17 protein-coding genes are annotated in these 20,570 nt (G+C 71.7%); 8 read left to right on the forward strand and 9 right to left on the reverse strand.

Features of this window, described 5'->3' with window-relative positions; all coding sequences use genetic code 11:
- The first annotated feature begins 31 nt into the window (after nucleotides 1–31).
- The 8 genes from ABTW64_RS06455 to ABTW64_RS06490 all read left to right on the forward strand — a co-directional run bounded on the left by ABTW64_RS06455 (nucleotide 32) and on the right by ABTW64_RS06490 (nucleotide 9,297).
- A complete protein-coding gene (locus ABTW64_RS06455; protein WP_350620436.1) occupies nucleotides 32–391 on the forward strand; it encodes a PTS sugar transporter subunit IIB in 360 nt (119 codons plus the stop codon).
- 13 nt (nucleotides 392–404) lie between these two features.
- Nucleotides 405–674 (forward strand): HPr family phosphocarrier protein, encoded by a 270-nt coding sequence (locus tag ABTW64_RS06460; RefSeq protein WP_350620438.1) that lies wholly within the window; start codon nucleotides 405–407, stop codon nucleotides 672–674.
- 5 nt (nucleotides 675–679) lie between these two features.
- On the forward strand, nucleotides 680–2,353 hold the full coding sequence (ptsP, locus tag ABTW64_RS06465; RefSeq protein WP_350620440.1) for a phosphoenolpyruvate--protein phosphotransferase: 1,674 nt from the start codon (nucleotides 680–682) through the stop codon (nucleotides 2,351–2,353).
- Between the two features lie 84 nt (nucleotides 2,354–2,437).
- Nucleotides 2,438–4,603, forward strand: a complete 2,166-nt coding sequence (locus ABTW64_RS06470; RefSeq protein WP_350620442.1) for a PTS sugar transporter subunit IIA — start codon at nucleotides 2,438–2,440, stop codon at nucleotides 4,601–4,603.
- Between the two features lie 39 nt (nucleotides 4,604–4,642).
- Nucleotides 4,643–5,803, forward strand: a complete 1,161-nt coding sequence (locus tag ABTW64_RS06475; RefSeq protein ID WP_350620444.1) for a mannitol-1-phosphate 5-dehydrogenase — start codon at nucleotides 4,643–4,645, stop codon at nucleotides 5,801–5,803.
- Between the two features lie 263 nt (nucleotides 5,804–6,066).
- Nucleotides 6,067–7,716 carry a thiamine pyrophosphate-binding protein gene (locus ABTW64_RS06480; RefSeq protein WP_350620446.1) on the forward strand — a complete coding sequence of 550 codons (1,650 nt, stop codon included), beginning with the start codon at nucleotides 6,067–6,069 and terminating at the stop codon, nucleotides 7,714–7,716.
- Between the two features lie 208 nt (nucleotides 7,717–7,924).
- The gene (locus ABTW64_RS06485; RefSeq protein WP_350620448.1) at nucleotides 7,925–8,497 is read left to right on the forward strand and encodes a cysteine hydrolase family protein; all 573 of its coding nucleotides are present in this window, start codon (nucleotides 7,925–7,927) and stop codon (nucleotides 8,495–8,497) included.
- The gene (locus ABTW64_RS06490) at nucleotides 8,494–9,297 is read left to right on the forward strand and encodes a DUF4440 domain-containing protein (protein WP_350620450.1); all 804 of its coding nucleotides are present in this window, start codon (nucleotides 8,494–8,496) and stop codon (nucleotides 9,295–9,297) included. Before ABTW64_RS06485 ends, ABTW64_RS06490 begins: the two co-directional genes overlap by 4 nt.
- Nucleotides 9,298–9,358: 61 nt before the next feature.
- On the opposite strand, the gene ABTW64_RS06495 is transcribed toward ABTW64_RS06490, so the two are convergent.
- The 9 genes from ABTW64_RS06495 to ABTW64_RS06535 all read right to left on the reverse strand — a co-directional run bounded on the left by ABTW64_RS06495 (nucleotide 9,359) and on the right by ABTW64_RS06535 (nucleotide 20,489).
- The gene (locus ABTW64_RS06495; RefSeq protein ID WP_350620451.1) at nucleotides 9,359–10,750 is read right to left on the reverse strand and encodes an MFS transporter; all 1,392 of its coding nucleotides are present in this window, start codon (nucleotides 10,748–10,750) and stop codon (nucleotides 9,359–9,361) included.
- Nucleotides 10,751–10,913: 163 nt separating this feature from the next.
- Nucleotides 10,914–12,026: an adenosine deaminase gene (locus tag ABTW64_RS06500; protein WP_350620452.1), complete on the reverse strand. Its 1,113-nt coding sequence runs from the start codon at nucleotides 12,024–12,026 to the stop codon at nucleotides 10,914–10,916.
- 46 nt (nucleotides 12,027–12,072) lie between these two features.
- The gene (locus ABTW64_RS06505) at nucleotides 12,073–13,377 is read right to left on the reverse strand and encodes a thymidine phosphorylase (RefSeq protein ID WP_350620453.1); all 1,305 of its coding nucleotides are present in this window, start codon (nucleotides 13,375–13,377) and stop codon (nucleotides 12,073–12,075) included.
- Nucleotides 13,374–13,838 (reverse strand): cytidine deaminase, encoded by a 465-nt coding sequence (locus ABTW64_RS06510; RefSeq protein ID WP_350620455.1) that lies wholly within the window; start codon nucleotides 13,836–13,838, stop codon nucleotides 13,374–13,376. The genes ABTW64_RS06505 and ABTW64_RS06510 overlap by 4 nt, the downstream gene beginning before the upstream one ends.
- A gap of 1 nt (nucleotide 13,839) precedes the next feature.
- Nucleotides 13,840–15,117, reverse strand: a complete 1,278-nt coding sequence (locus tag ABTW64_RS06515) for an ABC transporter permease (RefSeq protein WP_350620457.1) — start codon at nucleotides 15,115–15,117, stop codon at nucleotides 13,840–13,842.
- The gene (locus ABTW64_RS06520) at nucleotides 15,114–16,379 is read right to left on the reverse strand and encodes an ABC transporter permease (RefSeq protein ID WP_350620459.1); all 1,266 of its coding nucleotides are present in this window, start codon (nucleotides 16,377–16,379) and stop codon (nucleotides 15,114–15,116) included. Before ABTW64_RS06520 ends, ABTW64_RS06515 begins: the two co-directional genes overlap by 4 nt.
- Nucleotides 16,376–17,920, reverse strand: a complete 1,545-nt coding sequence (locus ABTW64_RS06525; protein ID WP_350620461.1) for an ABC transporter ATP-binding protein — start codon at nucleotides 17,918–17,920, stop codon at nucleotides 16,376–16,378. The genes ABTW64_RS06520 and ABTW64_RS06525 overlap by 4 nt, the downstream gene beginning before the upstream one ends.
- A gap of 172 nt (nucleotides 17,921–18,092) precedes the next feature.
- Nucleotides 18,093–19,226, reverse strand: a complete 1,134-nt coding sequence (locus ABTW64_RS06530; protein WP_502892306.1) for a BMP family lipoprotein — start codon at nucleotides 19,224–19,226, stop codon at nucleotides 18,093–18,095.
- Nucleotides 19,227–19,376: 150 nt separating this feature from the next.
- A complete protein-coding gene (locus tag ABTW64_RS06535; protein ID WP_350620463.1) occupies nucleotides 19,377–20,489 on the reverse strand; it encodes a mannose-1-phosphate guanylyltransferase in 1,113 nt (370 codons plus the stop codon).
- Between the last annotated feature and the right edge of the window lie 81 nt (nucleotides 20,490–20,570).

Consider the following 20,570-nt stretch of genomic DNA (forward strand, 5'->3'; position numbering starts at 1 on the left):
CAGGATCGATCGGAAGGGAAGAGACAGATCGATGAGGATCCTCGTGGTGTGCGGTGCCGGTGCGTCCAGCACGTTCGTCGCCCTTCGCGTGCGCCGGGCCGCTGCGGCCGCCGGTGTGCCGCTGACCGCCTTCGCCGGTGCCGAGCCCTCGCTGCCGATCGACCTCGACTCGGCCGACGTCGTGCTGGTCGGCCCCCACCTCGGCCGCTCGCTCGATGAGATCCGCGCCCTCGCGACGCCGCGCGGCGTCAAGGTCGCACAGCTGCCGGACGACATCTTCACCGACCTCGACGGCAGCCGCGCCCTCGCGCTGGCGTGTGCCGTCGCCGCACCGGGGCCCGCCTCGCCGGACCCGCACGACCCGGATGCCGCATCCGCGGCGTCCGCCTGACGAAGGGATCACCATGGCCACTCGCACCGTTCAGATCGGCTCGTCGCACGGGCTGCACGCGCGCCCCGCGAAGCTGTTCGCGCAGGCGGCGAAGGACGCCGGTCTTCCCGTCACCGTCGCGAAGGGCGACGGCAAGCCCGTCAACGCCGCGAGCATCCTGGGGGTGATCGCGCTCGGCGTCGAGCAGGGCGACGAGGTCACGCTGACGGCAGAGGGCGAGGGCGCCGAGGGCGTACTCGACCGCCTCGCGGAGCTGCTCACCACCGACCACGACGCCGAGTGAGCGCCATGACGGACACGATCGAGGGCGTCGGCATCGGGCTCGGGGTCGCCCACGGCCCCGTGGCCCGCATGGCCGAGCGCGCGCCCGCCCCGAAGGACGCGCGCAGCGAGCGCGCGCCGGAGGAGGAGACCGCGCGCGTGCGCGAGGCCCTGGCGGCCGTCGCGGCCGAGCTGACCCGCCGTGCCGAGGCGGCCGGCGGCGCCGCGCGCGACGTGCTCGAGGCGCAGGCCATGATGGCCGAGGACCCGAGCCTCGAGGAGGCCGTGGACGCGCGCCTGAGCGATGGCAAGACGGCGGAGTGGGCGGTGTTCGACGCGTTCGCGGAGTTCCGGGCCACGCTCGAGGCCGTGGGCGGCTACCTCGGCGAGCGCGCCGCCGATCTGGACGACGTCGCGGCCCGCGTGATCGCCCATCTGCGCGGCGAGCCGGCGCCCGGTGTGCCGTCGCCCGGACATCCGTTCGTGCTGGTCGCGCCCGATCTGGCGCCCGCCGACACCGCGCTGCTCGACCTCGACCCCGCGTCGCCCAACCGCGTGCTCGCGCTCGTCACCACCGACGGCGGTCCCACCTCGCACACCGCGATCCTCGCCCGCGAGAAGGGCATCGTGGCGGTCGTCGGCGCCGCGGGCGCCGCCGGTCTGGCCGACGGCGACACCGTGATCGTCGACGCCGCGGGCGGCGCGGTGATCGCCTCGCCCAGCGAAGAGCAGCTGTCCGAGGCCCGCCGACGCGCCGATGAGCGCGCAGCCGCGGAGCAGGCACCGGTGGTGCCGGGGGCTCTGGCCGACGGCACCGCCGTGCCGCTGCTGGCCAACCTCGGCTCCCCCCAGGGCGCGGCGGAGGCGCTGGAACGGGGAGCGGAGGGCGTGGGCCTGTTCCGCACCGAGTTCCTGTTCCTCAGCGCCACCGAGGCGCCGACCGTCGAGGAGCAGCGCGCCGTATACGCCACCCTGCTCACGGCGTTCGCGGGCAGGAAGGTCGTCGTGCGGGTGCTCGACGCGGGGGCCGACAAACCGCTGCCGTTCCTGAACGACGCTCCGGAAGACAACCCCGCCCTCGGCCTGCGGGGGCTGCGAGCCCTGCGCGCGAGCGAGCACATCCTGCGCGACCAGCTGACCGCTCTGGCGGAGGCGAACGCCGAGGCCGGTGCCGACCTGTGGGTCATGGCGCCGATGGTCGCGACGGTCGAGGAGACGATCTACTTCACCGAGCTCGCCCGCGAGCTCGGCCTGAAGACGGCGGGCGTCATGGTCGAGGTGCCCTCGATCGCGCTCCTGGCCGACCGTGTGCTGGCCCACACCGACTTCGCGTCGATCGGCACCAACGACCTCACCCAGTACACGATGGCCGCGGATCGCCTCCTCGGCTCTGTCGCGACGCTGCAGGATCCGTGGCATCCGGCCGTCCTGCGCCTCGTCGCCCAGGTGGGCGAGGCCGGCGCGACACACGGCAAGCCTGTCGGCATCTGCGGGGAGGCCGCCGCCGATCCGCTGCTCGCCGTGGTGCTGGTCGGGCTGGGCGCCACGACGCTGTCGATGGCCCCCGCCGCGCTGGCCGACGTGCGGTACGCGCTCGGGCGCTTCACCCTCGACGACGCGCGCCGCATCGCACAGGCGGCGCTCGGCGCCGACGACGCATCGGGCGCTCGCGCGGCGGCGCAGGCCGCGGCCGGGTCCTGATCCTCTCCTCCCCGACAACGACCCCCGACAACCACCCCTGAAGAACTCCCCCTGAAGAACTCCCCCTGAAGAAAGACGGTCACCATGACTGACACCGCAGCTCCGGCGAAGTCGCCGGGCGCCGTCCGGGTGGGCGTGCAGAAGTTCGGCACGTTCCTCTCGGGCATGATCATGCCCAACATCGCGGCCTTCATCGCGTGGGGCCTCATCACGGCCCTGTTCATCGACACCGGCTGGCTCGGCAACACCGGCCCCGTCGAAGCCTGGCGCTGGGCCGACTCGGCCATGCTGGGCGGCGGTACGACGCCGGACGGCACCGAGTGGATCGGCCTCGTCTCGCCGATCATCACGTACCTCCTCCCGCTGCTCATCGCGTTCACCGGCGGACACATGGTGTACGGCCACCGCGGCGGCGTCGTGGGCGCCGTGGCGGCATTCGGCGTGATCGTCGGAGCAGCCGGCACCGTGATGTTCCTCGGCGCGATGATCGCCGGGCCGCTCGGGGCCTGGATCCTGAAGCAGGTCGAGCGCCTGTGGGAGGGCAGGATCAAGGCCGGCTTCGAGATGCTGGTCAACAACTTCTCGGCGGGCTTCGTCGGCTTCTTCGCGGCGCTCGCGGCCTTCTTCTGGCTCGCGCCCGTGATGAAGTGGCTGACCGAGCTGCTGGGAGGCGCGGTCGGATGGCTGGTCGACAACCGCCTCATCCCGCTCGCGAGCATCATCGTGGAGCCCGCGAAGGTGCTGTTCCTCAACAACGCCATCAACCACGGCGTGTTCACGCCGATCGGCTCCGAGCAGTCGCAGGAGGTGGGTCGCAGCCTGCTGTTCCTCGTCGAGGCCAACCCTGGCCCCGGCGCCGGTCTGCTGCTCGCCATCGCCGTGTTCGGCGTCGGCGCGGCCCGTGCGACCGCGCCCGGCGCCTGGATCATCCAGTTCCTCGGCGGCATCCACGAGGTCTACTTCCCCTACGTGCTGGCCAAGCCGATCCTGATCATCGGCCTCATCGCGGGCGGTGCCACGGGCGTGCTGACCAACGTCATCTTCCAGTCGGGTCTCGTGGCTCCCGCCTCGCCGGGATCCATCTTCGCGGTGCTGATCCAGACGGCACCCGGCAGCCACCTCGGCGTCATCCTGTCGGTGCTGCTCTCGGCGGCCGTGACGTTCCTCGTGAGCGCCGTGTTCCTGCTCGCCAGCCGCAAGCGCGACCTCGCGGCCGACGCGGCCGGCTCCGACGGCTTCGCCGATGCCGTCGCCCGCACCGAGGCCAACAAGGGCAAGTCGTCGGCGGCGCTGAGCGGACTCGCCGGCGCAGCGGGCAGCACGGCGGCCGGCGCCACCGTGGCCCCGCCGCAGACCATCGAGCGCGTCGTGTTCGCCTGCGACGCGGGCATGGGCTCGTCGGCCATGGGCGCCAGCGTGCTGCGCAACAAGTTCAAGGCCGCGGGCATCGAGGGCGTGAACGTGACCAACAAGGCCATCGCGGGCCTCGACGGCACCGCCGACCTCGTGATCACGCAGGCGCAGCTGACCGATCGCGCCCGGCAGCGCGAGCAGTCGGCCGTGCACGTGTCGGTCGACAACTTCATGAACTCGCCGCGCTACGACGAGATCGTGCAGATGCTGCTCGTGCAGCAGTCGGCCGACGAGGTCAAGGCCGCGCACGGCCAGCCGACCGATGCGGGTGCGGGCTTCATGCCCACGCCCACCCCGGCCGGGACCGCCCCGGGCGACGCGACGCCGGCCGGCTCTACGCCGGCGACGCGGGCTGAGGCGCGGGCCGCGGCGACCGTGGAGGCCGACGACGACCGCGTGCTGGCGCCGGGCAACGTGCGCATCCACGCCGGCTCGGTCACCCGCGACGAGGCGATCCGCGAGGCAGCCGACCTGCTCGAGTCGGCGGGTGCCGTCACGGGCGCGTACTACGACGCCATGCTCGCCCGCGAGCAGACCGTGTCCACGTTCATGGGCAACGAGCTGGCGATCCCGCACGGCACCAACGACGCCAAGGACGCCGTCCTGTCGTCGGCGCTCACGGTCGTCCGCTACGACGGCGGGGTCGACTGGGACGGCGACGAGGTGTCGTTCGTGGTCGGCATCGCCGGTCGCGGCGACGAGCACCTCGGCCTGCTGCAGAACGTCGCCCTCCTGTTCTCGGACGAGGACCAGGTGGCACGGCTCAAGGCGGCTGAGACGCCCGAGGAGCTGTACACGCTCCTGCAGGCCGTGAACGACGGCGGGACCGAGGGCTGAGCTGAGAGTTGATCTGAGAGCTGATCTGAGAGGCGGATGATGACTGACACGACCCGGAAGGCCGTCCACTTCGGCGCGGGCAACATCGGGCGCGGCTTCGTGGGACTGCTGCTGCACGAGGGCGGGTACGAGGTGGTGTTCTCGGATGTCGCGACCGCGCTGGTGGATGCGATCAACGGAGCCCACGAGTACACCGTGCACGAGGTCGGCGAGGGCGGCCGGGACCGTGTCGTCACGGGGTTCCGCGCGATCGACAGCGCGGCCGACCCCGATCGGGTGGCGGCGGAGGTGGCGACGGCAGACGTCGTCACCACCGCCGTCGGGCCCACCGTGCTGCGCTTCATCGCGCCGCACATCGTGGCCGGCCTCGCCCTGCGCGATCCGGATGCCCCTCCCCTGCAGGTGATGGCGTGCGAGAACGCCATCGGCGCGACCGACACGCTGAAGGCGCACATGCAGCAGTCCGCTGGGGCGGGGTGGGACGCCCTCGCCGCGCGAGCGGTGTTCGCCAACACGGCCGTGGACCGCATCGTTCCGGGTCAGCCGGAGGGCGGGGGCATCGACGTGACGGTCGAGCCCTTCTTCGAGTGGGCGATCGAGCGTCTCCCGTTCGGCGAGCACCCGCCCCGCATCCCCGGCGCGCACTTCGTCGACGACCTGGGCCCGTACATCGAGCGCAAGCTGTTCACCGTGAACACCGGGCACGCCACGGCGGCGTATCTCGGCGCGCGAGCGGGCCTCGAGAAGATCTCGGACGCCCTGGCGGACGAGTCGGTCGCCGCAGGCGTGGCGGCGGCGCTGGAGGAGACCTCGGCACTGCTCGCGGCCAAGCACGGATTCTCAGCCGAGGACCTTGCCGAGTACCGCACCACGATCCTCGGCCGCTTCCGCAACCCGGCCCTGCCCGACACGGTGCGGCGCGTCGGGCGTCAGCCTCTCCGGAAGCTGTCGCGCCACGAGCGCTTCGTGGGCCCCGCGGCGGAAGCGGCCGAGCGCGGCCTGGCTGTCGACGGCCTCCTGGCCGCGATCGGCGCCGCGCTCGTGTTCGACGACGCCGAGGACCAGCAGTCGGTCGAGCTCAAGCGCTACCTTCAGGCGCTCGACGCCACCGCGTTCACCGAGCAGATCATGGGCCTGGAGTCCGAGCACCCGCTCTTCCCCCGGCTCACGCGGGTGGTGGAGGCCGCGAAGCCGGCCTGAGCCTGGCGAGAACACACGCCCGCGCCGAGTCGACATGCATCCGCATGTCGACTCGGCGCCGGCGTATCGGCTCGGCGAGCGCGTGGGTCGGCACCACGACGCCGCGGACGAGCACCGATGTCCGACCCGCTAGGATCGTGCCGTCCGGCCTGCGGCAGTCACGACGATGCGACCCGGGGCCGGTGCTCGAAAAAGGGGCACGAAGCACGCGCTGCGAGACACATACGGGAATCGATCGTCCGCCCGTCTCGAAAGGCACCCACATGCCCACTGTCTCCGCGCACGTCGCCGCCGCCCTCGCCCGCCACATCGACCAGGTGTTCGGCCTCATGGGCAACGGCAACGCCTATCTGCTGGACGCGCTGCTGCGTGACACCGACGCGACCTTCACCGCCGTGCGCCACGAGGTCGGCGCGGTCGTGGCCGCCGACGCGCACTTCCGCGTCTCAGGCCGGATCGCCGCCGCGACGACGACGTACGGCGCCGGCTTCACGAACACCCTGACCGCCTTGGCCGAGTCGGCGCAGGCGCGCATCCCGCTCGTGCTCGTCGTCGGCGACCAGCCCACGCCCGGTCCGCGGCCGTGGGACGTCGATCAGATCGCCCTGGCCTCCGCCGTCGGCGTGCGGACGTACACGGTCGGACGCCTCGACGCCGCAGCCACGACGGTGATCGCGATCGAGCACGCGCTCGCCAACCGCACTCCCGTCGTGCTCGCGCTCCCCTACGACACCCCGACGCTCGATGCCGGGCCCCTGCCCGAGCTGCCCGAGCCGCGCCTTCCTCAGCCGGTCGCCCCCTCGGCCGACGCCCGTGCCGCCATCTCGCGCGCGGCGCAGGCGCTGGCCGACGCCGAGCGTCCCGTGCTCCTCGCCGGACGCGGCGCCTGGCTCGCGGGAGCCGGCGACGCGCTGGGCCGGCTGGCCGACGCGGCCGGCGCGGTCACCGCGAGCACCGCCCTGGGCCGCGGGGTGTTCCCCGACGCGTCGCACGATCTCGGCGTCACGGGCGGGTTCGGCGCGCCGGGCGCCATGGAGCTCGTGCACGGCGCCGACGTCGTCGTGGCCATCGGCGCCAGTCTGAGCCCGTTCACGATGCGCTTCGGCGAGCTGCTCGACCCGTCGGCGCGTCTCATCCAGGTCGACATCGCCCCCACGGCCACGCACCCGCGCGTGGGCGAGTACATCCGCGGCGACGCCCGCGTGGTGGCGGAGCTGCTCGCCGACGAGGTCGCCGCCCTGCGCGACGCCCCCGGCACCTGGCGCGACAGCCTGGACATGGCCGCCTTGCGCCGCCAGGAGGTCGACGGCGAGCTCGCGCCCGACGGGCGGCTCGACCCGCGCGCCGTGGCCGCCCGCATCGGCGAGCTGCTGCCCGAGAACCGCGTCGTGGTGAGCGACGGCGGCCACTTCATCGCCTGGGCCAACATGTTCTGGCCGGTCGCCTCCCCCGGCCGGATGGTCATGGTCGGCACCGCGTTCCAGTCGATCGGCCTCGGCTGGCCGAGCGTCGCGGGCGCCGCGCAGGCCGATCCCGACGCGACCATCGTGCTCACCACCGGCGACGGCGGCGGCCTGATGGCCATCGCCGACCTCGAGACCGCCGTGCGCTCGGCCGGCGGGCGCGGTCTCGCCGTCGTCTGGAACGACGCCGCGTACGGCGCAGAAGTGAACCTTTACGGTCTCAAGGGCCTGCACGACGGCCCCATGCGCATCCCCCAGGTCGACTTCGCCGCGTTCGGCCGCGCCGTCGGCGCCGAGGGAGTCGTGGTCGAGCGCCTCGCCGACCTCGAGCGCCTGGCCTCGTGGGCCGCCGAGCCGGTCGACCAGCGGCCGTTCCTCGTGCTCGACCTGCGCATCTCCGGCGACGTGATCGCGCCCTACCAGCACGAGGTCATCCGCGTGAACTCCTGACCCGGATGCCGCTGGAGCGGCACCCGCCACCTGACCCGGATGCCGCTGGAGCGGCACCCGCCACCCGACCCGGATGCCGCTGGAGCGGCACCCGCCACCTGACCCGGATGCCGCTGGACCGGCACCCGCCACCCGGCCTCGCGTCGACCGGCAGGATTCGCACGGCCGCTGACCGCCACGGCGGCAGCGATCAGGCGACGATGGACTCATGACCACCGCGCTCATCGTGATCGACATGCAGCAGGGCTTCCTCGACCCGTTCTGGGGGGCCACCACGAACCATCCGGGATGCGACGACAACGTCGTCCGGCTCATCGACGCCTGGCACTCGGCGGGCGATCCGATCGTCGTCGTGCGCCACGACAGCGTGAACCCCGACTCTCCGCTGCACCCGGCGAATCCGGGGAACGCGCTGATCGAGCCCGTCGCCGAGGCCGACCGCGCGCTCCTCGTGACCAAGAGCGTGAACTCGGCGTTCTACGGCGAACCCGATCTGGAGTCGTGGCTGCGATCGTGTGACATCCGACGCATCGTCGTCTGCGGCATCCAGACCAACATGTGCGTCGAGACGACCGCCCGCATGGGCGGCAATCTCGGGTTCGAGGTGGTCGTGCCCCTCGATGCCACCCGCACGTTCGACCTCGCGGGCCCCGACGGTCAGACGACCGACGCCGCCACGCTCATGGCGACGACCGCGGTCAACCTGCATGGCGGCGGCTTCGCGTCTGTGACCACCACGGACGCCGTGCTCGCCGATGCCCGGCAGGGCGCCCGCGCATGAGCGGCGTCCGGCAGCTGCGCGTGGTGGTCGAGGCCGCCGACTTCGACGACGCCCTGCGGTTCTACCGCGACGTGCTGGGGCTGACCGAGCAGGAGTCGTTCCACGGTGACGCAGGTGCCCGGGTCACGATCCTGAACGCCGGTTCGGCGACCCTGGAGCTGTCGAACCCGGCCCAGGTGGAGCTGATCGACCGGGTGGAGACCGACGGCGACCGCAGCGACCGCATCCGGCTCGCGTTCGAGGGGGACGACTCGGCGGCGATCACCACCCGCCTCGCGGAGGCCGGCGCGACGGTCACCGCGACCCCGCGCGAAACGCCCTGGCGCTCGCTCAACGCGCGCCTCCGCGCGCCCGCCGACCTCCAGATCACACTGTTCCAGGAGCTCGAGGACCACAGCGCTCGCGTCGCGGACGACGGATTCCGCACCGAGCCGGCGCCGGATGTCGACGCGGTGCTCGCGCTCGAACGCGAACTGCAGACGCCGCAGGCGCGCCGCGATCCGGCCCGTCTCGAGCGGCTGCTCGCCCCGGACTTCACCGAGATCGGCGCATCCGGTCAGGTGTGGGATCGCGCGGCCATCGGCGAGCTCCTCGCCCACGACGACGGCGACGGCGACGGCGACGAGGAGCCCATCGAGGTGCTCGATCTGGCGGGCCGCAACCTGACCGATGGGTTGGTCCTCGTCACGTGGCGATCGCAGCGGAGCGGACGCTCGGCACGGCGCAGCTCGCTCTGGCGTCACGACCCGGATGGCTGGCGCCTGGTGCACCACCAGGGCACCCCGCTGCCCTCGGAGTGACCCCGACGGAACAGGCCGCCCCGGACTCCCGGAGCGGCCTGTTCGCGTCAGAGGTCGAAGGTCACACCTTCTCCCAGATGTAGATGCCGCGCTCCTGCTCGGCCTCGTTCGAGGGGCTCAGGTCGATGCCCTTACGGTCGCGCAGCAGCAGCGTCGCGACGAGCGACACGGCCGTGACGATCAGCAGGTACCACATGACGTTCGTCGAGTCGCCCGTCGACGTCTGGATCCACTGCGCGATCGTGGGGGCGAACGCGCCACCCAGGATGGAGCCGATCGCGTAGGCGATGGAGACGCCCGAGTACCGCACGGAGGCCGGGAACAGCTCGGCGTACCACGACGACTGGGCGCCGTACGTGAACCCGAGGCCGATGCCGAGCAGCACCAGACCGAGGGTCAGCAGGCCCAGGCTGCCCGAGTTCACCAGCGGGAACAGCGTCACGACGAAGATGCCCTGCACGATCCAGCCGAAGATGAACGTGTTGCGGCGCCCGATCCGGTCGGACAGCACGCCCGCGGCGAAGGTCGCGACGAGCCAGCTGACCGACGATGCCGCCACGGCCCACAGCACGGGGCCGCGCTCGAAGCCCAGCGGGCCCTCCGGGTTGGTGGCGTAGCCCTGGATGTATCCGCCGGTGGTCATGTAGCCCACGGCATTGTCGCCCACGAACACCAGCGCGGCGAGGAACACCAGCGGGGTGAAGCGCGCGAACAGCTTGGCGACAGGCACGTTGACCTGCTCCTTGCGCTCGGCGATCTCCTCGAACACGGGGCTCTCCTCGACACGGCGACGCACCCAGTAGCCGACGATGATCAGCACGATGCTGAGGAAGAACGGCACGCGCCATCCCCACTCGATGAAGGCATCGCCCGGGGCGATCGCGGCCATGATCGCGTTGACGCCGCTGGCGAGCAGCAGGCCGATCGGCACGCCGATCTGCGGCATCGCGCCGAACAGGCCGCGACGCTGCTTGGGGGCGTGCTCCACGGCCATCAGCACCGCGCCGCCCCACTCGCCGCCCGCCGAGATGCCCTGCAGCACGCGCAGCAGGATCAGCAGGATGGGCGCCGCGACGCCGATCTGCGCGTAGGTGGGCAGGAAGCCGACGAGCGTGGTGGCCGCGCCCATCAGGATGAGCGTCAGCACCAGCATGGGGCGGCGGCCGATCTTGTCGCCGAAGTGGCCGGCCAGGAACGCGCCGAGCGGGCGGAACAGGAAGCTGATGCCGACCGTGACGAACGAGATGATCTGGGCCAGGCCCGGGTACTCCTCGTTCAGCGGGCCGAAGAACAGCGTGGCGAACACGAGGCCGGCGGCCTGGGCGTAGATGAAGAAGTCGTACCACTCGACGGTCGTGCCGACGACGGTCGCCACGGCGACGCGGCGGCGGTCGGTGGTGCTGGAGATGGTCCCGGTGGGCGTGAGCCCGCCGGTGGTGTCTCGGGCAGACATCTGACCTCCTTTGGTCAGGGTGCGGGGCGCCACAGTGCGCCCGGAAACGGGTATTCAGGAAGAACCGCGAACGGCACCGGCGTCGGTACCGCCGCACCGAAGATACCACCAAGCGAACGTTCGGTCAGTAATGACCTCTTCGACCAGGCGAGGCAGCTCCGGGTCAGGCGTCGAAGCCCTCGCCGATCAGCTGGATGAGCTCCTCGCGCTCCTCCACCGGCAGGAAGGCGCCCGCCGCGGCGTTGAGCTGGAAGGCCTCGAGGTCCTCGAGCCCGTAGCCGAAGGTGGCCGCGAGCTGCGCGAGCTCCCGCGTCAGCGAGGTGCGGCTCATCAGCCGGTTGTCGGTGTTCACGGTCACCGCGAAGCCGAGCTGGTACAGCAGGTCGAACGGATGGTCTTCGAGCGTCTTGCCCCACGCGGCGACGGCGCCGGTCTGCAGGTTCGACGACGGCGACAGCTCGAGCGGGATCTCGCGGTCGCGCACCCAGCGCGCGAGGTCGCCGAAGCGCACGCGCACCTCCTCGCCCTCGCGGCCGACGACGTCGAGGTCCTCGGCGATGCGCACGCCGTGCCCCAGGCGCAGGGCACGCCCGTCGAGCAGTGCCGAGCGGATGGACTCCAGCCCGGCGCCCTCACCCGCGTGGATCGTGGTCGGCAGGAACGCCTGCCCCACGATGTCAATGGCTTCGCGGTGACCCGAGGCCGGGAAGCCCTCCTCGGGCCCCGCGAGGTCGAAGCCCACCACGCCCTCGTCGCGGAACTCCACCGCCAGCCGCGCGATGTCGGCCGATCGGCGGTTCTGGCGCATCGCGGTCAGCAGCTGACCGACCCGGATGCTGCGGCCGGCGTCGTCCGCCGCATCCTCGCCCTCCTCGATGCCCTCCTGAACCGCCTCGACGGCCTCCTCGAGCGACAGCCCGCCGGCCAGGTGCTGCTCGGGGGCCCAGCGCACCTCGCCGTAGATCACGCCGTCCGCGGCGAGATCCTGCACGAACTCGCGAGCGACGCGCGTGAGCCCCTCCCGCGTCTGCATCACGGCCGTCGTCACGGCGAACGTCTCGAGGTACTTCTCCAGCGATCCCGAGTCGCTCTGCCGTGCGAACCACGACGCCAGGCGCGCCGGATCGGTCTCGGGCAGGTCGATGCCCGCCGCGTCGGCCAGCTCCACGATCGTGTCGGGGCGCACTCCCCCGTCCAGGTGGTCGTGCAGCGAAACCTTCGGCAGGCTCCGGATCGACACACCCTCCACGCGGGCGTCTCCGAACGGATCGATCATGGCGTCTCCTCGGGAAGGGATGGTCGTCGGACAGGACGTGCGGAGTTCAGGATGTCGCGCCGATGCGCTCTCGCACCAGCGGGCCGCGGTCGGGCGCGTCGTCGCCGACCTCCCACGCGCCCTCGAGCGACGCGAGGGCGCGTGCGAAGCGACTGTCGTCGGGACCGCCGATCGTGAACAGCGGCTGCCCGGCCGTGACGCGGTCGCCCGGCTTGGCGTGCAGGTCGATGCCGGCGGAGTGCAGCACGGGATCCTCGGCGCGCGCCCGACCGGCGCCCAGTCGCCACGCGCCCACGCCGAACCCGTACGCGTCCAGTCGCGTCACGAACCCGTCGCGCGGCGCCACCACCGTGTGCGTCTCCGCGGGAACGGGCAGAGCCGCATCCGGGTCGCCGTCCTGCGCACGGATCATCCGACGCCAGGCGTCCATCGCGCGGCCGTCCCGCAGGGCCGCCTCGACGTCGGCGTCGGGCCGGCCCGCGAGCGCGAGCATCTCCCGCGCCAGCGAGACCGTGAGCTCGACCACGTCGGCCGGTCCCCCGCCCGCAAGGACCTCGACCGACTCGCGCACCTCGTTGGCGTTGCCGATCGCGAGGCCGAGCGGGGTGTCCATGTCGGTCAGCAGGGCCGTCGTGCGCACGCCCGAGTCGGTGCCGAGCTCGACCATCGTGCGGGCCAGCTCACGAGCCCGCTCGAAGTCGCGCATGAAGGCGCCCGAGCCGAACTTCACGTCGAGCACGAGCGCATCCGTGCCCTCGGCGATCTTCTTGGACATGATGCTCGAGGCGATCAGCGGGATCGCCTCGACCGTGCCCGTGACGTCGCGCAGCGCGTACAGGCGCTTGTCGGCGGGCGCGAGGCCCGAGCCGGCCGCGCAGATCACGGCGCCGACGTCGCGCAGCTGCGCGGTCATCTCGTCGTTCGACAGCGCCGCTCGCCATCCCGAGATCGACTCGAGCTTGTCGAGCGTGCCGCCCGTGTGACCCAGGCCGCGGCCCGACAGCTGCGGCACGGCCACACCGAACGCCGCCACGAGGGGTGCCAGCGGCAGCGTGATCTTGTCGCCCACACCGCCCGTCGAGTGCTTGTCGACGGTCGGCTTGCCGAGCCCCGCGAAGCTCATCCGCTCGCCCGAGGCGATCATCGCGTCGGTCATCACACGGATCTCGTCGCGATCCATGCCGTTGAGCAGCACGGCCATCGCGAAGGCCGCCATCTGCGCGTCGGCCACGTACCCCCGCGTGAACGCGTCGATCATCCAGCGCAGCGCGGGTTCGTCGATCCGGGCCCCGTCGCGCTTGGCGCGGATCACGTCGACCGCGTCGAACGGCTCGACCGCGGCACCAGTCACCGGCCGGCCTCCTCGAGGTCACGCGGCCCGAAGGCGTCGGGAAGGACCTCGTCGATCGTGCGGATGCCCGACACGGTCTCGAGCAGCATGCCCGGCACGGCGTGCTCGAACAGCAGCTGGCGGCACCGGCCGCACGGCATGATCGTGGTTCCCTGACCGTCGACGCACACGAAGGCGACCAGCTGGCCGCCGCCCGTCATGTGCAGGTTCGACACCAGGCCGCACTCGGCGCACAGCGTGACCCCGAATGCGGCGTTCTCGACGTTGCAGCCGGCCACGATGCGGCCGTCCGCCACGAGAGCGGCCGCACCGACGCGGTAGCGGGAGTACGGCGCGTACGCCCGCTCCATGGCCTCGATCGCGGCCGCGCGCAGCTCGTCCCAGTCGACCTCGCCCGACCACACGGTGTCCCGCGAGCCGTTCTCGTCCGATCCCTTGAAACCCGAAGTCCAGTCGGTCATGTCATCCCTTGATGTACGGCTTGCCCGCGGCCGCGGGCCCGCGCGACTGCCCCACGAAGCCGGCGACCGCGAGGATCGTCACGACGTACGGCAGCATCTGCATGAACTGGCCGGGGATCGGCGATCCCAGCACCGTCAGCAGGTTCTGGAGGTTGGTGGCGAAGCCGAACAGCAGCGCGGCCAGAGCGGCTCGGATCGGGTCCCAGCGCCCGAAGATCACGGCGGCGAGGGCGATGAAGCCGAGACCGTCGGTCATGTCCTCGCCGAACTGCGGCACCGACACCAGCGTGAAGTACGCGCCGCCGGTGCCGGCGATGGCTCCGGCCAGCGTGACGTTCCAGAAGCGAGTGGGGTTCACCTTGATGCCCACGGTGTCCGCGGCCTGCGGATGCTCACCCACCGCTCGCAGACGCAGGCCCCAGCGCGTCCGGTACAGTCCCCACGCGACGAGCGCCACCGCGACGTACATCAGGTAGACGATGAACGGCTGATTGAACAGCACGGGGCCGATCACGGGGATCTCCACCAGCCCGGGGATCGGCAGGCGCGGGAACGTGGCCGGCCGGTTCAGCGTGGTCTCGTTGGGCACCAGCAGGATGCCGTAGAGGAAGCCCGTCAGACCCATCACGAGCACGTTCAGCACGACGCCGACGATCACCTGCTCGACCAGATACCGGATGGCGAACACCGCCAGCACGAGCGAGACCAGCACGCCGCCGAACATGGCGCCGACCAGGCCGACGTACGGATTCCCGGTGAGGCTGCCGAGCACGGCCGCGCTGAAGGCGCCGAGCAGCAGCTGCCCCTCGATGGCGACGTTGACCACGCCGACGCGCTCGCCGATCACCCCGCCCATGGCGCCGAACACGATGGGCACCGAGATGGACAGGGCGCCCGCGAGCAGGCTGATCACCGGCACGAGCCCGCCCGCCCCGGCCCAGGTGAGGAAGCCGAACAGCGCCAGCACGCCGAACGCGATCGCCACCCATGCGCGGGGCTTGCGGAAGCGCCACGCGTCCCAGGCCGCGTAGGCCGTCAGCGCCACGAGCAGCACGAGCACCACCCACACGGTGGGGCCCGATGGCACGCTGACGTCGCCCAGCGCGAGCAGCGCCTCCCCGCCGCTCAGGCGGAACGACGTGACGCCCTCGCGGGCACCGAAGAGGAACAGCGCGGCGAGCAGCACCGTGGCGATCGCCAGCGTGATCGCGACCTTCGGGTGGCGCACGTCGACGACCGCGGGCGCCGCGCTCTCGGGAATCGCTGTCGTGGAGGTCACTGCGCCACCGCCTTCCGTGCGGCCTTGGCCCGGGCCTTCGCGCTCTTGTCGGCGTCGTCCTTGGGCAGGAAGAAGATGGTCCGCACGAGCGGCGGTGCCGCGACGAACAGCACGACCAGCGCCTGCACCACGAGCACGAAATCCACCGGGATGCCGGCGGCCTGCATCTGGTACGCCCCGGCCTTGAGGGCACCGAACAGCAGGCCCGCGGCGAAGGTGCCCCACGCGCGGCTGCGCCCGAGCAGCGCGACCGTGATGGCGTCGAACCCGAAGCCCGCGTCGATGTGCGAGTTGAAGCCCGTGGTCACGGCCCCCTGGATCTGGTTCATGCCGGCGAGGCCCGCGAGGCCGCCGGCGAACAGCATCGCGTAGATGTAGATGCGCGGGACCGAGATGCCCGCGGCCTTGGCGGCGTGCGGGTTCTCGCCCACCGCTCGCATGCGCAGACCCAGGCTCGAGTGCTCGAGCAGCCACCACACGAACACGGTGGCCAGCACCACGAACAGGAAGCCCAGATCGAGGTTGGGGAAGCGCGGCCCCAGCAGCTCCGGGAACACGGCCCCTGCCGGCGTCGCGTCCGTGATCGGCTGCGTGGTGCCGGCCTTCTGCAGCACGCCCTGCGTGCTGACCATCCACTCGACGAACAGCACGGCGACGTAGTTGAGCATGATCGTCAGGATGACCTCGTGCGCGCCCGTGCGCGCCTTCAGCACGCCCGCGATGCCCGCCCAGATGGCGCCGCCGATGATGCCGCCGAGGAGCGTGACCGGAAGCTGCACGGCCATCGGCAGGTCGAGACGGAAGGTCAGCAGCGCGGTGAACGCCGCGCCGAACACGATCTGCCCCTGCGCGCCGATGTTGAACAGGCCGACGCGGAAGGCCACGGCGACACCGAGACCGGCCGCGATCAGCGGCGCCGCCGCGCCGAGCGAGTTCGTCAGCGAGCGGATGCCCGTGACGAAGTCGTCGGCACGGGTGTTGTAGATCGCGCCTCGGAAGAGCGCCTCGTAGCCGCTCGAGACGGCGGCCCAGATGGCGGAGAGCGTGTCGCCCGGGCGGGCGACGAAGTAGCCGGCCGCCGCCTGCACGTCCTCGTCGGTGAGCGCGATCAGCACGCCGCCGACCACCAGCGCGAGCAGCACCGCCAGCACGGTCGTCACGGCGCCGCCGCGCAGGATGTCACGCAGCACGCGGTTGGCGACGGGTGCCGGGGCCGCGGTGTGGGGCTGCGGCGCCTGGAGCGCCGGGGAGGTCTCGGTCACTTCGACTCGCTCCGCTCGCTCAGTGCGCCGCATGCGTTCTCGTTCTCCTGTGCGCCGGCCATCATCAGGCCCAGCACGTCGCGCGGGGTGTCGGCCGGCACGATGCCGACGATCCTGCCCCGGTACATCACGGCGATCCGGTCGGCGAGGGCGGTGACCTCGTCGAGCTCGGTCGACACGACGATGACGGCCACTCCCTCGTCGCGCGCGGCGACGATGCGGGAGTGGATGAACTCGATCGAGCCGACGTCGACGCCGCGCGTCGGCTGGGCGGCCAGCAGCAGCTTGAGGTCGCGGCTCATCTCGCGCGCCACGACCACCTTCTGCTGGTTTCCGCCCGACAGGGTGCCCGCGGGCGTCAACGGCCCCTGGGCGCGGATGTCGAACTCGTCGATGCGCTCGCGGGCGAAGCGGTCGAGCGCGCCGCGCATGAGCGTTCCGGCCTTGACGAACTCGGGCGCCGTCGAGCGGTCGAGCACGAGGTTCTCGGCGATCGACATGCCGCCGACCAGTCCGTCCTCCTTGCGGTCCTCGGGCACGAAGCCCACGCCTGCGTCGAGGATCGAGCGCACCGTCTGGCCCACCAGCTCGCGGCCGTCCAGCGTGATCGAGCCGCTCACGTGCTCCTGCAGGCCCATGAGCGCCTCGGTGAGCTCGGTCTGGCCGTTGCCCTGCACGCCCGCGATCGCGAGGATCTCGCCGGGTCGCACGTCGAAGTCGGCGCCATCGACCACCACCGCGCCCGCGGCCGTGCGCACCTGCAGGTCGCGCACCGAGAGACCGCCTTCGCGCGGCTGCGCCGGCGACTTCTGCACGGTCAGCTCGACGGCGCGCCCCACCATGAGCGACGCCAGCTCCGCGTTCGTCGACCGCGGCGACGCCTCGCCCACCACGCGACCGCGGCGGATGACGGTGATGCGGTCGGCGACCTCGCGCACCTCGCGCAGCTTGTGGGTGATGAAGACGATGCCGGCGCCCTCGTCGCGCAGCTGACGCATCATCGCCATCAGCTCGTCGGTCTCCTGAGGCGTCAGCACGGCCGTCGGCTCGTCGAACACGAGCACCTTGGCATCGCGGGCGAGCGCCTTGATGATCTCGACCCGCTGCTGCACGCCGACGGGCAGGTCCTCGACCAGCGCGTCCGGGTCGACATCGAATCCGAAGCGGTCCGCGACCTCGCGCACCTGCGCGCGCGCCGCCTGGAGGTCGAGCTGCCCGAGGCCCCGCGTCTTCTCGTGACCCAGGGCCACGTTCTCGGCCACCGTGAAGACGGGCACGAGCATGAAGTGCTGGTGCACCATGCCGATGCCGGCGGCCATCGCCTCTCCGGGCCCGCGGAAGCGCTGCGGCACGTCGTCGATCAGGATGTCGCCCTCGTCGGCCTGGTACAGGCCGTACAGGACGTTCATCAGCGTCGACTTGCCGGCCCCGTTCTCTCCGAGGAGGGCGTGGATCTCGCCGGGCGCGACGGTGAGGTCGATGTGGTCGTTGGCGACGAGGCTGCCGAATCGCTTGGTGATTCCGCGGAGCTCGAGCTTCATGAAGGGCACCCTACCGTGCGGGTCTGGATGGGAAGACTGGATGAGAGCGAGGGGGCGGCAGGGGCCGGATCTCCTCCGGAGCGGACCCCGGAGACGCGCCCGCCACCGCGACGCACAGCGCGGGGCGACCGGACCGCTGACGGTCCGATCGCCCCGCGTCGATGCGTGTGCCTTACGGCGAGTTCGGCGACTCGACCGTGATGTCGCCCGCGACGATCTGCTCCTTGAGAGCGTCGATCTCGTCGAGCGTGCCCTCGGGCAGCTGACCCTCGAAGTCGTGGAAGCTCGAGAGCGCGACGCCCTCGTTCTCCAGCGTGCCGACGTACGGCGCGACGTCGAACTCACCCGTCGAGGCGCTCATCGTGGCGTCGTAGACGGCCTGGTCGATGGCCTTGAGGATCGAGACGTAGGTGATGTCGGCGAGATCCGGGTCCTTGACGGCCAGGTCGCTGTCGACGCCCATGAGCAGGACGTCCTCGCCACCGTCGCGGATGGCGGCCGCGGCGCTCGTGTAGATGGGGCCGCCGACGGGCAGGATCACGTCCACGCCCTGGTCGAGGATGCCCTGCGCGGTCTGGCGCGCGACGTCGTTGGCCTCGAAGCCGCCGGTGAACGAGCCCTTCTGCGACTCGGTGTCCCAGCCGACGACGCCGACCGAGGCGCCCTTGTCCTCGTTGTACTTCTCGACGCCGAGCTGGAAGCCGTCCATGAAGACCTTCACGGAGGGGATCTCGCCGCCGCCGAAGGTGCCGACCTTGTTGACGCCGCTCTGGGCCGACCAGGCAGCGGCGGCGTAGCCGCCGAGGTAGGCCGCCTCCGCCGTGTTGAACACGAGCGGCTTGATGTTGGGGGCGTCCGTGTCGCCGTCGAAGTCCGTGTCGGCGTAGTCGTCGATGATCGCGTAGTTCACGTCGGGGTTGGCGTTGGCCGACTCCACGGTGGCGGCGGCCAGGTTGAAGCCGACCGAGATGATCAGCGAGCAGCCGTTCGAGACGAGCGTCTCCAGGTTGGGGCCGTAGTCGTTGGCGCTGGTCGACTCCATCTCCATGGCCTCGATGCCGAGCTCCTCGGCGACGCGGTCCATGCCCTCCTTGGCCGACTGGTTGAACGAGCGGTCGTTCCAGCCGCCCTCGTCCGAGATCAGGCAGGGAAGGAAGTCCGCGGCGGGCTCAGGAGCCGCCGAGCCCGAGCCTGCGGGCTCCTCCTCCGGAGCCGCGCCGCAGCCGGCGAGAAGGATCGCCGCACCGGCGATCGCGAGGCCGCTGAGGGCGGCCTTCCGGGTGGTCCTGATCACACTGTCCTCCATGAAGAACTTCGGCCCCGGCAGGGAGCGGGGCAAAGGCGGCCCCATCCGGGTGGGGGGCGATACGCTCACGGTACAGAACCGCGACCGCGCATTTCGCCGCATCCGGGCCCCGAAACGTGATAGTTACAAAGCCGTCTCCGAGCCGCCCGCTCAGAGCACGCTCTCCCGGCCACGCTCCTGCAGGGCGCCCACGACGCTCTTCACGCGCTGCGCGTGCTCGCTGGTCGTGACCAGCAGCGCGTCCTCCGTGTCGACCACGATGAGCCCCTCGACGCCGACCACCGCGATGACGCGATTGGTCTGGGACACGACGAGCCCGGTGGACTCGTCGACGATGACCTTGTCGTTCTGCCCCAGGATCGACATGTTCTCGGGATGCCCGTCCGAGATGAGCTTGGCCAGGCTGGCGAAGTCGCCCACGTCATCCCAGTCGAAGTGTCCCGGGATCACCGCGAGCCGGCCCTTGTCGGCGGCGGGCTCGGCGACCGCGTAGTCGATTGCGATCTTCTTGAGCCCGGGCCAGACGCGCTCGCAGACGTCGTGGCGGCGGCCGGTGTCCCACGCCTCGGCGATCTCCATCAGGCCGGCGTGCAGCTCGGGCTCGTTGGCCTGCAGTTCGGCGAGCAGCACGTCGGCGCGCGAGATGAACATGCCGGCGTTCCAGAGGAAGGAGCGGTCGGCGTAGTACCGGCGCGCGGTCTCGAGGTCGGGCTTCTCTACGAAGCGGTCGACGATCGCGGCCATGGGCGCGCCGTCGACATCCATCTCGTCGCCCTTCTGGATGTAGCCGAAGCCGACCGACGCCTCGGTCGGCGGGATGCCGATGGTGCAGATGTAGCCGGCGCGCGCCACCGCGACGGCCTGCTCGACCGCGAACTCGAACGCGCGCGTGCGGCTGATGTGGTGGTCCGCCGCGAAGGAGCCGATGATCACGTCGGGTTCGCGTCGCTGCAGGATGGCCGCCGCCAGTCCGATGGCCGCCGACGACTCGCGCGGCGAGGACTCGATGAACACGTTGCCCTCGAGGATGTCGGGCAGCTCGACCTCGACCTTCTGCTCGTGCGCCTGCCCGGTCACCACCGCGATGCGCTCGGGGCCGGTCAGAGGCAGAAGGCGGTCCCACGTGCTGCGCAGCAGGGACACGCCCGCCCCGGTGAGGTCGTGCAGGAATTTCGGCGTCTCGGCCCGGGACAGCGGCCACAGCCGCGACCCGATGCCCCCGGCGGGGATGACGGCATAGAAGTCCTCGATTGGCCCTGGCATGCGCCCAGGCTACCGGGGCGGTCCGGCACCTCCCGCCGGACCCCGATCCGACGTCCGATTTCTCTCGACGTCGAGAGAGTT

This window comes from Microbacterium sp. NPDC096154 (genome assembly GCF_040302945.1).
Lineage (GTDB): Bacteria > Actinomycetota > Actinomycetes > Actinomycetales > Microbacteriaceae > Microbacterium.

What these genes read in the sequence shown, in the direction of transcription:
- ABTW64_RS06455 (WP_350620436.1), top strand. Translation starts at nt 32, where the DNA reads ATGAGGATCCTCGTGGTGTGCGGTGCCGGTGCGTCCAGCACGTTCGTC.
- ABTW64_RS06460 (WP_350620438.1), top strand. Translation starts at nt 405, where the DNA reads ATGGCCACTCGCACCGTTCAGATCGGCTCGTCGCACGGGCTGCACGCG.
- ptsP (WP_350620440.1), top strand. Translation starts at nt 680, where the DNA reads ATGACGGACACGATCGAGGGCGTCGGCATCGGGCTCGGGGTCGCCCAC.
- ABTW64_RS06470 (WP_350620442.1), top strand. Translation starts at nt 2,438, where the DNA reads ATGACTGACACCGCAGCTCCGGCGAAGTCGCCGGGCGCCGTCCGGGTG.
- ABTW64_RS06475 (WP_350620444.1), top strand. Translation starts at nt 4,643, where the DNA reads ATGACTGACACGACCCGGAAGGCCGTCCACTTCGGCGCGGGCAACATC.
- ABTW64_RS06480 (WP_350620446.1), top strand. Translation starts at nt 6,067, where the DNA reads ATGCCCACTGTCTCCGCGCACGTCGCCGCCGCCCTCGCCCGCCACATC.
- ABTW64_RS06485 (WP_350620448.1), top strand. Translation starts at nt 7,925, where the DNA reads ATGACCACCGCGCTCATCGTGATCGACATGCAGCAGGGCTTCCTCGAC.
- ABTW64_RS06490 (WP_350620450.1), top strand. Translation starts at nt 8,494, where the DNA reads ATGAGCGGCGTCCGGCAGCTGCGCGTGGTGGTCGAGGCCGCCGACTTC.
- ABTW64_RS06495 (WP_350620451.1), bottom strand. Translation starts at nt 10,750, where the DNA reads ATGTCTGCCCGAGACACCACCGGCGGGCTCACGCCCACCGGGACCATC.
- ABTW64_RS06500 (WP_350620452.1), bottom strand. Translation starts at nt 12,026, where the DNA reads ATGATCGATCCGTTCGGAGACGCCCGCGTGGAGGGTGTGTCGATCCGG.
- ABTW64_RS06510 (WP_350620455.1), bottom strand. Translation starts at nt 13,838, where the DNA reads ATGACCGACTGGACTTCGGGTTTCAAGGGATCGGACGAGAACGGCTCG.
- ABTW64_RS06525 (WP_350620461.1), bottom strand. Translation starts at nt 17,920, where the DNA reads ATGAAGCTCGAGCTCCGCGGAATCACCAAGCGATTCGGCAGCCTCGTC.
- ABTW64_RS06530 (WP_502892306.1), bottom strand. Translation starts at nt 19,226, where the DNA reads ATGGAGGACAGTGTGATCAGGACCACCCGGAAGGCCGCCCTCAGCGGC.
- ABTW64_RS06535 (WP_350620463.1), bottom strand. Translation starts at nt 20,489, where the DNA reads ATGCCAGGGCCAATCGAGGACTTCTATGCCGTCATCCCCGCCGGGGGC.